We start from the raw sequence: 12,210 nt of genomic DNA, 5'->3' as shown, positions 1-12,210 counted from the left end.
CAAATTGTGCAACAGGTCGCTTTGTTGCCCCAATAAATTGGGGCCTACAAGTACACCGGGCAGGGGGTACTGATACGCTCACCGGTGTCCCAGCATAGCAGGGTCAGGCTGCCACCCCACACACAGCCGGTGTCCAGCGCATGGATGCCGGGTTGCTTGCATTGACCTTCCAGTGCCGCCCAATGGCCAAACACCAGGGGCGGATCCTCATGATGATCCCGCAGCTCAAACCAGGGGCTGAGCCCGCCCGGGGCATCATCGAGGCTGGCCTTGTGCTCAAAGTCAAGACGGCCGTCGGTATGGCACAGGCGCATGCGGGTAAAGGCATTGATGGTAAAGCGCAGTCGTTCGAGATCGTCGAGATCCTCGCGCCAGGCATCGGGCTCATTGCCATACATGTCCCGCAGCCGCTCCCGGTAATGGGCAGAGCGCAGCTCGGCTTCGGCCATGCGGGCTGCTTCCTCGGCCTGTGATACCGTCCACTGGGGCGGAATGCCGGCGTGGGTCATCACAAAGCCGTGTTGCTCATGGCGGGCCAGCAGCGGCTGCCGGCGCAGCCAGTAAAGCAGTTCGGCCCGGTCGGCGGCATGCAGAATATCGTGAATGCGGTCGGCTTTCTTCGGCGCGCGCAGGCCGCTGGCTACCGCCAGCAGGTGCAGATCGTGATTGCCCAGTACGGTGGTGGCGGCATCGCCCAAAGCCATGATGCGGCGCAGACAACCCAGGGAGTCGGGCCCGCGGGCCACCAGATCGCCGGTGAGCCAGAGCTCGTCCCGGGACGGGCTAAAGCTCACCTCGGCCAGCAGCCGGTTCAGTTCGCTCAGGCAACCCTGCAGGTCACCCACAATATAGGTAGCCATCAGTTGATCAGGTTGGGCAGGGCCAGCCGAAAGGCGGGAATGGGGGCTTCAAACTCGCTGCCATCGTCGCGGCGCAGGGTGTAAAAGCCTTCCATGACGCCCACCGGGGTTTCCAGGCTGACGCCGCTGGTGTAGGTGTAGTCGTCCCCGGCGGCAATGGCGGGCTGCTCGCCCACCACACCGCTGCCTTCCACTTCCACCCGTTTGCCGTTGGCGTCGGTGATCAGCCACCGCCGGCTGATCAGGGTGACCCGCTCATCACTCTGGTTGGCGATGGTGATGGTGTAGGCGAACACATAGTGATCGTCTTCCGGCGACGAGCGTTCGGCCAGGTAGCGGGGCACCGGGGTGATGTGAATGGCGGGGGCAGACATCAGGTTTCCTTCTTCTGTGTCAGGGCGTTGGCGAGAGTAACGTATTGCGCCAGGGTCAGTTGCTCCGGGCGGGCCGACGGGCTCAGGCCCAGGGCGCTGATTTCGTCGGCGCTGAACAGGTGGCTCAGGCTGTTGCGAATGGTCTTGCGGCGCTGACCAAAGGCGTCGGCGGTGACCCGGGACAGATCCCGAATGTTGTTCACCGGATGCGGCGGCGTCTCATAAGGCAGCAGTCGCACCACGGCGGAGTCGACCTTGGGCGCGGGCCTGAAGGCTTCCGGGCCCACCTCCAGCACCGGCACCACCTCGCAGTAATACTGGGCCATGACGCTCAGACGGCCATAGGCCTTGCTGCCGGGGCCGGCGGCGAGACGGTTGACCACCTCCTTTTGCAGCATGAAGTGCATGTCGGCCACCAGCGCCGAGAACTCGAACAGGTGGAACATCAGCTGGGTGGAGATGTTATAGGGCAGGTTACCGAAAATTTTCAGCTTCTTGCCCGGCTCGCACAGGCTGGCGAAGTCGAACTTCATGGCATCGGCCTGGTGAATGTTGAGCTTGTCCTTGAGAAACGGATGGGTGGCCAGCCGCGCCGCCAGGTCCCGGTCCAGTTCCACTACGTTGAGACGCTCAATGCGATCGCACACCGGGCCGGTGAGGGCACCCAGGCCGGGGCCGATTTCCACCATGGTGTAGTCGTTGGTCGGATGAATGGCATTGACTATCTGATCGATGGTGTAGTCATCGTGCAGAAAGTTCTGACCAAAACGTTTTCGGGCCTTGTGCCCCTGGTGGACCTTGCTATTCATCGCGTTTTTCTATCATCTCAATGGCTTGGTTAAGGGCACAGATCATGCTGCCCGCGTCTATCTGATCGGTGCCGGCCAGCTCCAGGGCGGTGCCATGATCCACCGAGGTGCGAATAAAGGGCAGCCCCAGGGTAATGTTCACCGCCTTGCCAAAGCCGATGTATTTCAGCACCGGCAGGCCCTGATCGTGATACATGGCGAGGAAGGCGTCGGCATCCTTCATGTTTTTTTCATTGAACACGGTATCGGCCGACAGCGGGCCCACCAGATCCATGCCCTCCTCACGCAGGGCGTTCAGGGCGGGAATGATCACATCGAGCTCTTCCCGGCCCAGGTGGCCGTCTTCCCCGGCATGGGGATTAAGGCCGCACACATAGATGCGCGGATTGGCGAGGCCGAACTTGCTTTTCAGCTCGGCGTGCAGAATGCGGGTGATCTTGGTGAGCCGCTCTTCGGTAATGGCCCGGGACACATAGGCCAGGGGAATATGGGTGGTGACCTGGGCCACGCGCAGGCCGGGGGTGGCCAGCAGCATCACCACGTCGGGCACATTGGCCTGCTGGGCAAAGAACTCGGTGTGGCCACTGAAGGACACGCCGGCCTTGTTGATGATGCCCTTGTTGACCGGGCCGGTGACCACGGCGTCGAACTCGCCGCTCATGTTGCCGTCGGAGGCGCGCTTGAGGGTTTCCAGCACATACAGACCATTGGCCTCGTCCAGCACGCCGGGCTCGGCCGGTTTGGCCAGGGTCACCGGCGCTATGGTCAGAGTGCCGGCCTTTTGCGGCACCGGTTCGGCCTGCGGGTCATAGGGCAGCAGGGTAATGTCACGGCCCAGCAGCTCGGCCCGGGCCTTGATAAGCTCCGGGTCGGCGATCACCACCAGTTCGGCCGGCCAGTCGAGATCGGCCAGCGCCAGCATCAGCTCGGGGCCAATGCCGGCGGGCTCGCCCGGGGTTATGGCTATGCGTTTACAACTCACGATTCACCATCGGTTAATTGAGCGTCGACAATACGGATGTAGGCCTGATCCTTGAGCTCGTCGAGCCAGGTCTGCACTTCCTCGGTAAAGCGACGATTGAAAATCAGTTGATAGGCCCGTTGTTCGGTGGCCTGCTCGGTTGCGTCGGTGACGCGTTTGTCTTCCAGCCGCACCAGGTGCCAGCCGTGCTCGGAGCGGAACGGTGCGCTCAGCTCGCCCGGTTGCAGCCGGGTGACGGTATCACGGAAACTGCTGACATACAGTTCGGGCGAGGCCCAGCCCAGATCGCCACCGTTGACGGCCGAGCCGGGATCCTCGGAAAACTGCTCGGCCAGCTCTGCCATGCTGGCCTCGCCATTGCGAATGGAGCGGGCAAAGCCTTCCAGCATGGTCCTGGCCTTGTCTTCGCTGAGAATGACGGAAGGCTTGATCAGAATATGCCTGGCGCGGACCTCCAGAGCCTGTACCGCCTGGGTTTTGCCACCTTCCATGTCGAGAATGGTGAGAATATGCAGGCCGGCGCCGGAGCGAATGGGGCCGATAATATCACCTTTTGCGTGATTTCTCACCGCCTCGCTGAACAGCGACGGCATTTCGCCCATGGCCATCATGCCCCAGTCGCCTCCTTCCAGGGCCTTGGGACCGGCGCTGTGGGCGATGGCCAGCTTGCGAAAATCGGCGCCGTTTTTCAGCTCGGTCAGCAGCTGTTCGGCCTGGCGATTGACCTGGCGCAACTGCTCGCTGCTGGGATTGGCGGGCAGGGGCAGCAGAATGTTGCCCACCCGGTAGCGGGCACTGCTTTGGCCCTGTTCGCGGATCATCTGCACTACCTGTTTCACTTCCTGATCGGAAATGTTGATGCGCCGGCGCACCTGGTTGCGGGCCAGCTCGCTCATCAGGATTTCATTGCGTACCTGCTCGCGAAAGTCGGCCCAGCTCTGGCCGCTGGCGGTCACGCCGGCGCGCAGTTGTTCCAGGGTCTTGCCTTCACTCCTGGCCACGTTGGTCAGAGCCTGTTCCAGCTGGGTGTCGGTAATGCGCAGCCCCAGCCGTTCCGCCAGCTGCAGTTGCAGGCTTTCCAGAATCAGCCGCTCCAGCGCCTGCTTGCGCAGGCGCTGGTCGTCGGGCAGGGGCTGGCCGGCGGCCTGGGCACTGCGGCGCACCTGATTGACCAGGGCGTCGAGCTGGCTTTCCAGTACCACGTCGTTGTTGACCTGGGCCACGGTGCGGTCCAGTACCTCGGCGGCCTGGCCGGTCACCGACAGCAGGCCAAGACCGGCGGCCATCAGCAGTTGTTTACATCTTTTGTTCATGACAAATCCTGTGCGCAATGAAATCAGTTATTGAGGTTGAACGGGCGATAGTAGGGCAGCAGCTGGGTGCCCGGTTTGAACTCGCCGCTGCCGGTGCCCAGGGAGCTGAAGCCCTTCAGCTCGAAGCGCAGCCCGATGCTGGTTTCCTGAGTGGTGCTGGTGGGGTTGAACAGCTTGTCTTCCTTCTGCCATTGCTCCCACACCAGGCTCACCGCCCAGCAGCAGGAGTCGTAGCGCAGTCCTATCAGAGTATCGATATTGCGATGGAGTTCAATATCCCGGTAATGACCGCCGATCAGTCCCCACTGAGGCGCCAGCGGCCAGAACAGGGTACCGCCCACCTGGTTGAGATCGTCCGCCAGACTGTCGCCGAAGTAACTCTGGTTCAGGTGGCGAAAGCCCAGCTGGGCCAGTTTGCCCTGTTCGTTGTATTCCAGGGTCAGGTTGCCGGCGGCGAGCTGGTTGTTGCGGGTGTCCTGCTGGGCCTCGCCATGCACAAACCAGTTGTTGTCGAGGTTGAGATCGCCCTCAAAGGTGAGAAAGGAGCGCTTGGTTTCGTCCAGCTGCTCGCCCGGATAGAGCCTGACCCTGGGCGGCGTGAAGTTGAACGACTGGGCCAGGGCCAGGCGCAGCCGCTCGGTGCCGCTGTCGTCGTAGATGCGGCTGGTAAAACCGGCGGTCAGCTGGTTGGCATCACTGATGCGATCCAGGCCGGCAAAACGGCGGTCGCTGAACAGGCTGTAGTAGTCCTGACGCATGCTGGTGCTGTCGTACAGACCGATATTGTCCTGATCCTCATAGGGCACATACAGGTACTGGATCTGCGGCTCCAGGGTCTGGGTAAAGTCCTGCTCAAACCAGCGTGTTTCCCGGTCAAACACCAGGCCGCCATTGATGCGCAGCCGGGGCAGCAGGCGGTCCACGCTGGTGTCCAGAGTGTTGGTGTCAAAACCCCAGGTATCTCGGTAATAGGGCGCCAGGGTGGTGGGAATGTCCTGCTCGTAATGGGTGTAATAGGCACCCAGGTCGGCTTTCAGCTGCAGGCCGGGCTGATCGATCAGCGAATAGATCACTCTGGGCTCGGCATGCAGGCGGGTGGCCTGGTAGGCGTTGTCGTTGGCGTTTTCAAAGCGCGACAGCTCAGAGTCCAGCGCCAGATCGAAATCCCCCAGGCCCCGGTAGCTGTTCAGCACCAGCGCCGGCATCAGCTGGAACGGCTGGGTAGGCAGGTCCCCGCGCAGGATCTGGTAGTCACGCACTTCGGTGGTGAGCTGCCAGTGGCGGTCGTAATAGCCGCCCTGCAGCGACTGCAGCAGCTGGTTGTCGACCAGGGCGCCCACCGGCGGGCTGAAGTCATCGATATAGGCATAGTCCCAGCCGGCCACCTGGGTGTAATCGACGGTACCACGCCAGTGGCCGTCAGTGTCAAAGCGGGCGTTGTGGCGCCAGTTGAACAGCCAGCGGGGATCATCGCGCCACTCTTCATTGGCCAGCGGGTTGTTGGCCAGGCTGTCATCCTGGGACAGGTATTCGCCGTAGAACACACCGCTCTGGCCTTCTTCCGGCAGATAGCGAAACTCCAGCTGGGCCATGGTGCCGCGTTTTTCCATGTAACGGGGCGTGATGGTGGCGTCGTAATTGGGGGCGATATTCCAGTAATAGGGCAGGCGAATGTCGGTGCCGTTGCCGCTGCTGATATCAAAGGAGGGGTAGAGAAAACCGCTCTGGCGTTCGTTCTTCACCGGAAACTTGAGGTAGGGAAAATAGAACACCGGCACGTCGCCGAGCCACAGCACCGCGTTCCAGGCCTCGCCAAAGACTTCGTCCTGCTCCACCGATACCGTGCTGGCCTTGAGTTGCCAGACTTCCTCGCCCGGCGGGCAGGTGGTGTAGCTGGCCCCTTTCAGGTCGACCTCGCCCCGCTCACCGGCCAGCTGCACCCGGCGGGCTTGGCCCCGGCCCGGATCGCCGTGCAATTGATAACGGGCCCGATCCAGTTCGGTATCCCTGGTGGTCAGGTTGCCGGTGAGGCGCGTGTCGCTTTCCACGGTAATGGCGCCGTCGCTCAGCTGAATGTTGCCTTCGGCGAGCACGTCGCGGCTTGTCTGCTCCAGCTCCAGATAGTCGCTGCTGAAGCGGCGTTCGCCCTGAATGACCTCGACATCACCCCGGTAGAGAATTTTGCCGTCCCGGGTGGCGTTGAGTACGTCGGCGGTGACGGTAATGGGCGCATTGGGATCCTTGTTGCCTTCTACCCGCAGGGGCACATGGCTGAAGCAGCGGCTGAAAGGCAGCGGACTGGCATCCATGGCCGGCTCATCGAGCCGTTCGGTGCCGGAATACTGGGCCTGGGCCAGGCCGGAAGCGAACAACAGGGGAAGGCCGATAATCCGTATTCTCATGGGGTGATGCTCTCGTTCCTGGTGTTGGCGACACCGCCCGGGGTCCTGCGGGCTGGTTGAGCTTTTGGTGTCATTCTTTTATGGTAGCGGGCTATGATAAAGCATTCTCGCTGCCAGCTCTACGCCGGGCTCGGCCCGAGCGGATCCACCCTCAAAAACCAATTCATATGACATCACGCCCATTGCCCATGCATCACCTTCTTGCCGGCTTCGTGTTTTTCTTCGTTACACGGGGAGACTGTTAAATGCCGGCACATATCAAGGGTAAAATCATCGGCTTCTTGTTCGGCCTGCTGATTGGCAATCTGCCCGGCGCTTTGCTCGGGCTGTGGCTGGGGCATCTGGTTGACAAAAAACTGGCCGGCGCCTGGGGCTTTGTAAAGGATGCCCGGCAGGAATTTCTGTATGCCACCTTTGCCACCATGGGGCACCTGGCCAAGTCCAGCGGCCGGGTGACCACCGAGGAAATCCGGCTGGCGGAGCAGTTGATGACGCAGATGCGCCTGCAGCCCGCGCAAAGGGTCGAGGCCCAGCAGGCCTTTCGCGATGGAAAAGAGGCCGACTTTCCGTTGACCGAGACCCTGCGCCGGTTTCGTACTCAGGTCAGGGACAGCCGCAACCTGCTGCGCTTTTTTATGGAAGTGCAGCTGCAGCTGGTGTTTGCCGACGGCGAGCTGCACCCGGCCGAGCGCCGGCTGCTGCATACCATTGCCGGCGAGCTGGGTTTTTCCGGGCGGGAGCTGGAGCAGTTGCTGGCCTTTGCCGAAGCCCAGTTGCACATGTATCGCCAGGGAGGACGCAGCGGGGCGGGAGGTTTTACGCCTTCGCCCGAAGAGCGGCTGAAGGATGCCTATCGCATTCTGGAAGTGGATGCACAGGCCGACGATGCCACCGTAAAACGGGCCTACCGCCGGCAGATGTCCAAGCATCACCCCGACAAGCTGGTGGCCCAGGGCCTGCCCAAGGAGATGATGGACATGGCCAAGGAAAAGGCTCAGGACATTCAGCAGGCCTGGGAAACCATCAAGGCCGCCCGCAATCTGCGCTGATGTACGTAAGATGCAGGACGTAAGACGTAAGACATGAGGTGAAACGTCCAGGCGTCTCACCTCTTTCGTCTCCACGCATCACACCAGCCGGTTTTGTTCCCGGCCAGCTGCAAAAGCCTCGATATTGTCGATCAGCTGATCCGCCAGCCGCTGCATCGACGCCTGGCTGGCCCAGGCGATGTGCGGTGTCAGAATGAAATTGGGGCAGTCCAGTGCCTGCATCAGCGGGTTGTCAGCGGGCGGCGGCTCGGCGCTGACCACGTCAAAACCGGCGCCGCCGATGCGTTGTTGCTGCAAGGCGTTCAGCAGCGCCTGCTCGTCTACCAGTCCGCCCCGGCCCACGTTGATCAGCAGGGCATCCGGTTTCATCATGGCCAGCTCCCGCTCGCCGATCAGATGGCGGGTAGCGGCGGTGAGCGGGCAGTGCAGGCTGATCACATCGGCCTCGGCCAGCACGCGTTCAAAGGGCAAGCGGCCCTCGGTGGCCGGTTGGCCCTTGCGGGCGGCGACGATGACCTCCATGCCCAGGGCCCGGGCCAGTCGCTCCAGATCCCGGGCAATGGTGCCATAGCCAATCAGCCCCAGGGTCATGTTGTTCAGATCCCGTACCGGGTAGTCGAAATAGCAAAACTGGCCGGCCTGCTGCCAGCGGCCTGCGGTCACCGATGCGCGGTAGGCATGCAGGTTGCGGCTGAGTGCCATCATCAGCGCCAGGGCGTGCTCGGGCACCGCGCTTTGTGAGTAGTTGCGAATATTGCATACCGCCACGCCGGCGGCCCGGCAGGCGGCCAGGTCGATATTGTCGCTGCCGGTGGCGGCCAGGGCGATGAGTTTCAATCCGGGCAGCTTTGCCAGCTCGGCGGCGCCGATGGTCACCTTGTTGACAATGGCCACCTCGGCCTGTTGCAGGCGCGCAACCACCTGCGCCGGCGCGGTTTCCGCATATTCCTGCCAGTGGTGCTCAAAAGTCGGCCGGCGCAGGGTCACGCTCGGCGCCAGGGTGTTCCGGTCGAGAAATACCAGTTTCATGCAAGAGTCTTCCTTTCAGGTAATCGGGGGCACCGGGCGGCAGTGGCAGCCAGCCCTGGCGCACCAGCCAGGCGGCAATCTGCCGCTCCGGATGATTGACGTCATGGAGCGGTTCGGCGGTGTAATCGGCATGCCGGCGGGCGGCGCTGTGCTGGCGCTGCTGGCGGTTGCTGGCTGCGGCCTCATCCTGCAGGCTGAACAGATCCAGCACCGGCCACTCTGACCGCGCCAGGCCGATGGCCAGCATGCGCTGATGTGCGGCAGATCGGGGCTGCGTATCCACTACTATCTGGCCGTCGGGGGGAGGCAGGGTGCCGCCTTCCACCAGTTGTTGATACCAGAGGGTGGCGCTGCCCTGGGTCAGCAGTAACTGAGGCAGTTCCCGTTCGGAGGCCAGGACCGTCGTCAGGCGCCGGCCCAGTTGCGCGAGCCAGTCTTGCTGTTGCTCGGCAATCTGCTCGGAGGCGGGATCGAACCGGCGCTGGTGTTCATCGGGCAGCAGGATCCTGAGCTCCCAGCCGCGTTGCTGCCACCAGGGTGCCATGGCCAGCCAGTGATGAGTCTGCTCCAGCTCCGGCCACACCAGCAGGGCGCCCTGCGCCTCGGGGCGCGCGGCCTCAAAGTAAAGCAGCCGGCCTTCGGGCTGATAGTGTGGTTCGGTGTTCCAGTCGATCTGGGCCCGGGTCGGTGTTACCGCCAGCCAGCCCAGCATCAGCAGCATTGCCGCTCTCATCAGTCGACCTCAAACGGAGCGGGGGCGCTGAACTCCAGCCGGTGCTTGTACCTGGGATGACGAAAGGCCAGCCAGGCGGCATGCAGCTGCAGGTGGGGCGCCATGGTCAGCGCCTCGCCTTCGGCGTAGAGGTTGTCACCCAGTATCGGATGCCCCAGGCTCAGCATGTGCACCCGCAACTGATGGGAGCGACCGGTCACGGGGGTCAGCTCCATCAGGCTGCGTTGCCCTTCGCGGCGCAGGCAACGCCAGTGGGTGAGCGCCTTTTTGCCGTGCTCCAGGCTGACCATGTGCCGGGGGCGGTTGGGCCAGTCGCAGCACAGGGGCAGATCGATACTGCCCTCATTCTCCGCGGGCTGGCCATGTACCCAGGCATAGTAGCGCTTTTCGGTTTCCCGTTCGCGGAACTGGCGGCTCATCTCCCGGTGGGCCTTGGGGTTGAGCGCCATCACGATCACCCCCGACGTGGCCATGTCCAGCCGGTGTACCACCTGCACCGATGGAAACACCCGTGACACGCGCAGTGACAGGCTGTCGAAATGCACCGGATCCCGGCCGGGCACACTGAGCAGGCCACTGGGCTTGTTCAGCACTATGATGCTGTCGTCCTGATACAGGATGTCAAACTGGGGATCCACCGGCGGATCGTAACGCAGCAATACCATGTTCGGGCTCTTTAGTTACTGATGGCTGACCACAATAAACCGGATTGCATCCAGTTTTAAGCGGGTATGACTGAGCAGGCTGTCGAGCTCGGTTTTCAGCTCCTGCACATGATCGATCTCGCTCTGGCGCACGTTGGGGTTGACCCTGGCCAGTTGCTGCAGCCGGCTCAGCTCCTGATCCATGGCCTGGTGCATGCGTGCACGGGCGTCGGCGACCAGTTGCTCCATCTGTTGCTCGGCCAGTGGCTGGGCTGCCTGCAGCTGCTGGTGGATCAGGGCCTGGGAGGCATTGACCAGCTTGCTGCCCAGGTGACGGTTGACCGGACTGAGCTGCTTGTCAAAGGCTTCAAAGCTGACCTTGTCGGCCAGGTTGTTGCCGTTCTTGTCGAGCAGCAGGCGAATGGGCGCCGGCGGCAGAAAACGATACAGCTGGGCGTGATGGGCGGACTCGGCCACAAAGATGGGTTCAACAAACAGGGTGCCCACCGGCAGCGCCTTGTTCTTGAGAATGGCCACCGAGGTGGTACCGATTTCCGAGCCCAGCACCAGATCGATGCCGCCGCGGATCATCGGATGATCCCAGCTCAAAAACTGCAGATCGTCCCGCCCCAGGGCGGTATGCCGGTCAAAGGTGATGCTGGCACCGTCTTCGGGCAGGCCGGGAAAACTGGGTACCAGCATTTGCTCGGTGGGGCGCAGCACGATGGCGTTTTCGCCCTTGTCGTCCTGATGCACGCCCACTTCGTCAAACAGCTTGATGGCAAAAATGGCCAGGGTCGGATCTTCGTCGGTTGCCGCCAGCTGCTCCGCCAGATTGTGTTGCTGCAGGGCGCCGCTGGAGTTGAGCTCCAGCAGCCGATCCCGCCCCAGCTCCATCTGGCTGATCAGGGATTGGGTGATGGCCTGGGTGTCGGCAACCAGCTGGTTCAGGGCTTCAGTATCCTGACCGTGGCCGGCCAGCAGTTCCAGCAGTCGTTCCGATACCTGCTGATACACCGGCTGCCCCACCGCATTGGGCTTGCTGAAGGCATCCATACCCTGCTGATACCACAGGGTCAGCGCCTGCTGGGCGGTGCCTTCCAGATAGGGCACGTGAATGTCGATGTCGTGCTGCTGGCCAATGCGGTCCAGGCGGCCGATGCGCTGCTCCAGCAGATCCGGATTCAGCGGCAGGTCAAACAGCACCAGCTGGTGGGCAAACTGGAAGTTGCGGCCTTCCGAGCCGATCTCGGAGCAGATCATCACCTGGGCGCCGCCTTCCTGCTGGGCAAAGTAAGCGGCGGCCTTGTCCCGCTCCAGCAACGACATGCCCTCGTGAAACACGGTGCCGCGAATGCCCTCCCGGGTGCGCAGCACTTCTTCCAGTGCCAGGGCCACGCCGGCCTTGGCGGTGATGATCAGCACCTTGTTGTTGCGGTTTTCCTTGAGGTAGTCCAGCAGCCATTCCACCCGGCTGTCGAACTGGGTCCAGCTGCTGTCGCCACCTTCGAACTGGCGGTAGATCTCTTCCGGGTACAGGGCCTGCAGTGCCCGGGCGGCGGTGTCCTGATGGCTGCCCATCAGGCCGGCCACGCGAATGGCGGTCTGGTACTGGGCGGGCAGGGGCAGCGGGTGGGTATGCAGCCGGCGCGACGGAAAGCCCTTGATGGCCTGACGGGTGTTGCGGAACAGCAGGCGGCCGGTGCCGTGATGATCCAGCAGCCGGGCCAGCAGTGCCCGGCGTTGCTCGGAAGTTTCCAGGCTGGCATGTTCTTCGCCGTCCATAAAGGGCGCCAGGCGTGCACGGGCGGCGTCGTCCAGCGGTGCGTCGCTCAGCAGTGCCTCGGCGGCCTCGGCCAGCGGGCGGTATTCTTCCTCTTCCGCCAGAAAGGCGTCGTAGTCGTAAAAGCGCTCGGGGTCGAGCAGGCGCAGACGGGCAAAATGGCTCTCGTGGCCCTGCTGATCCGGGGTGGCGGTGAGCAGCAGTACGCCGGGAATGTTTTCGGCCAGGGCTT

11 protein-coding genes (1 of these 11 only partly in view) are annotated in these 12,210 nt (G+C 62.7%); 1 reads left to right on the top strand and 10 read right to left on the bottom strand.

Translation table 11 applies throughout. The features are described 5' to 3' along the window. Nucleotides 1–44 precede the first annotated feature (44 nt). From PU634_RS12415 to lptD, 6 genes are read right to left on the bottom strand one after another with little or no spacing between them, the layout of a single operon-like run. On the bottom strand, nucleotides 45–860 hold the full coding sequence (locus PU634_RS12415) for a symmetrical bis(5'-nucleosyl)-tetraphosphatase (protein WP_306761118.1): 816 nt from the start codon (nucleotides 858–860) through the stop codon (nucleotides 45–47). After that, on the bottom strand, nucleotides 860–1,234 hold the full coding sequence (gene apaG, locus PU634_RS12410) for a Co2+/Mg2+ efflux facilitator ApaG/CorD (protein WP_306761117.1): 375 nt from the start codon (nucleotides 1,232–1,234) through the stop codon (nucleotides 860–862). The genes PU634_RS12415 and apaG overlap by 1 nt, the downstream gene beginning before the upstream one ends. Next, nucleotides 1,234–2,043, bottom strand: a complete 810-nt coding sequence (rsmA, locus tag PU634_RS12405; protein WP_306761116.1) for a 16S rRNA (adenine(1518)-N(6)/adenine(1519)-N(6))-dimethyltransferase RsmA — start codon at nucleotides 2,041–2,043, stop codon at nucleotides 1,234–1,236. The genes apaG and rsmA overlap by 1 nt, the downstream gene beginning before the upstream one ends. Next, the gene (gene pdxA, locus PU634_RS12400) at nucleotides 2,036–3,025 is read right to left on the bottom strand and encodes a 4-hydroxythreonine-4-phosphate dehydrogenase PdxA (protein WP_371319601.1); all 990 of its coding nucleotides are present in this window, start codon (nucleotides 3,023–3,025) and stop codon (nucleotides 2,036–2,038) included. Before pdxA ends, rsmA begins: the two co-directional genes overlap by 8 nt. Then, nucleotides 3,022–4,338, bottom strand: a complete 1,317-nt coding sequence (gene surA / locus PU634_RS12395) for a peptidylprolyl isomerase SurA (protein ID WP_371319600.1) — start codon at nucleotides 4,336–4,338, stop codon at nucleotides 3,022–3,024. Before surA ends, pdxA begins: the two co-directional genes overlap by 4 nt. A 23-nt stretch (nucleotides 4,339–4,361) precedes the next feature. Beyond that, nucleotides 4,362–6,740 carry an LPS assembly protein LptD gene (gene lptD, locus PU634_RS12390; RefSeq protein ID WP_306761115.1) on the bottom strand — a complete coding sequence of 793 codons (2,379 nt, stop codon included), beginning with the start codon at nucleotides 6,738–6,740 and terminating at the stop codon, nucleotides 4,362–4,364. A gap of 245 nt (nucleotides 6,741–6,985) precedes the next feature. Here lptD and djlA point away from each other — a divergent pair, with 245 nt between their 5' ends. Beyond that, nucleotides 6,986–7,789, top strand: a complete 804-nt coding sequence (gene djlA, locus PU634_RS12385; RefSeq protein ID WP_306761114.1) for a co-chaperone DjlA — start codon at nucleotides 6,986–6,988, stop codon at nucleotides 7,787–7,789. Between the two features lie 78 nt (nucleotides 7,790–7,867). Here the strand turns inward: djlA and PU634_RS12380 are convergent, their stop codons facing one another. The 4 genes in view from PU634_RS12380 to rapA are tightly spaced (at most 21 nt apart) and all read right to left on the bottom strand, a layout consistent with a single transcriptional unit that may run on beyond the window. Next, nucleotides 7,868–8,818, bottom strand: a complete 951-nt coding sequence (locus tag PU634_RS12380) for a D-2-hydroxyacid dehydrogenase (RefSeq protein WP_306761113.1) — start codon at nucleotides 8,816–8,818, stop codon at nucleotides 7,868–7,870. Then, nucleotides 8,751–9,551 carry an HIT family protein gene (locus PU634_RS12375; RefSeq protein ID WP_306761112.1) on the bottom strand — a complete coding sequence of 267 codons (801 nt, stop codon included), beginning with the start codon at nucleotides 9,549–9,551 and terminating at the stop codon, nucleotides 8,751–8,753. Before PU634_RS12375 ends, PU634_RS12380 begins: the two co-directional genes overlap by 68 nt. Then, the gene (locus PU634_RS12370; RefSeq protein WP_371319644.1) at nucleotides 9,551–10,210 is read right to left on the bottom strand and encodes an RluA family pseudouridine synthase; all 660 of its coding nucleotides are present in this window, start codon (nucleotides 10,208–10,210) and stop codon (nucleotides 9,551–9,553) included. Before PU634_RS12370 ends, PU634_RS12375 begins: the two co-directional genes overlap by 1 nt. A gap of 21 nt (nucleotides 10,211–10,231) precedes the next feature. Continuing rightward, a protein-coding gene (rapA, locus tag PU634_RS12365; protein WP_306761110.1) for an RNA polymerase-associated protein RapA crosses the window boundary here: on the bottom strand, nucleotides 10,232–12,210 show its 3' portion. It continues 895 nt past the right edge of the window; the window shows 1,979 of its 2,874 coding nt (coding positions 896–2,874); its start codon lies beyond the right edge, outside the window; its stop codon occupies nucleotides 10,232–10,234.

This window comes from Oceanimonas pelagia, assembly GCF_030849025.1.
Lineage (GTDB): Bacteria > Pseudomonadota > Gammaproteobacteria > Enterobacterales > Aeromonadaceae > Oceanimonas > Oceanimonas pelagia.
The sequence above is the reverse complement of the archived record's forward strand: the minus strand, read 5'-3'. Positions and strand labels throughout refer to the sequence as shown.

Coding starts and splice junctions, on each gene's coding strand:
- PU634_RS12415 (WP_306761118.1), bottom strand. CDS start 860: ATGGCTACCTATATTGTGGGTGACCTGCAGGGTTGCCTGAGCGAACTG.
- apaG (WP_306761117.1), bottom strand. CDS start 1,234: ATGTCTGCCCCCGCCATTCACATCACCCCGGTGCCCCGCTACCTGGCC.
- rsmA (WP_306761116.1), bottom strand. CDS start 2,043: ATGAATAGCAAGGTCCACCAGGGGCACAAGGCCCGAAAACGTTTTGGT.
- surA (WP_371319600.1), bottom strand. CDS start 4,338: ATGAACAAAAGATGTAAACAACTGCTGATGGCCGCCGGTCTTGGCCTG.
- lptD (WP_306761115.1), bottom strand. CDS start 6,740: ATGAGAATACGGATTATCGGCCTTCCCCTGTTGTTCGCTTCCGGCCTG.
- djlA (WP_306761114.1), top strand. CDS start 6,986: ATGCCGGCACATATCAAGGGTAAAATCATCGGCTTCTTGTTCGGCCTG.
- PU634_RS12380 (WP_306761113.1), bottom strand. CDS start 8,818: ATGAAACTGGTATTTCTCGACCGGAACACCCTGGCGCCGAGCGTGACC.
- PU634_RS12375 (WP_306761112.1), bottom strand. CDS start 9,551: ATGAGAGCGGCAATGCTGCTGATGCTGGGCTGGCTGGCGGTAACACCG.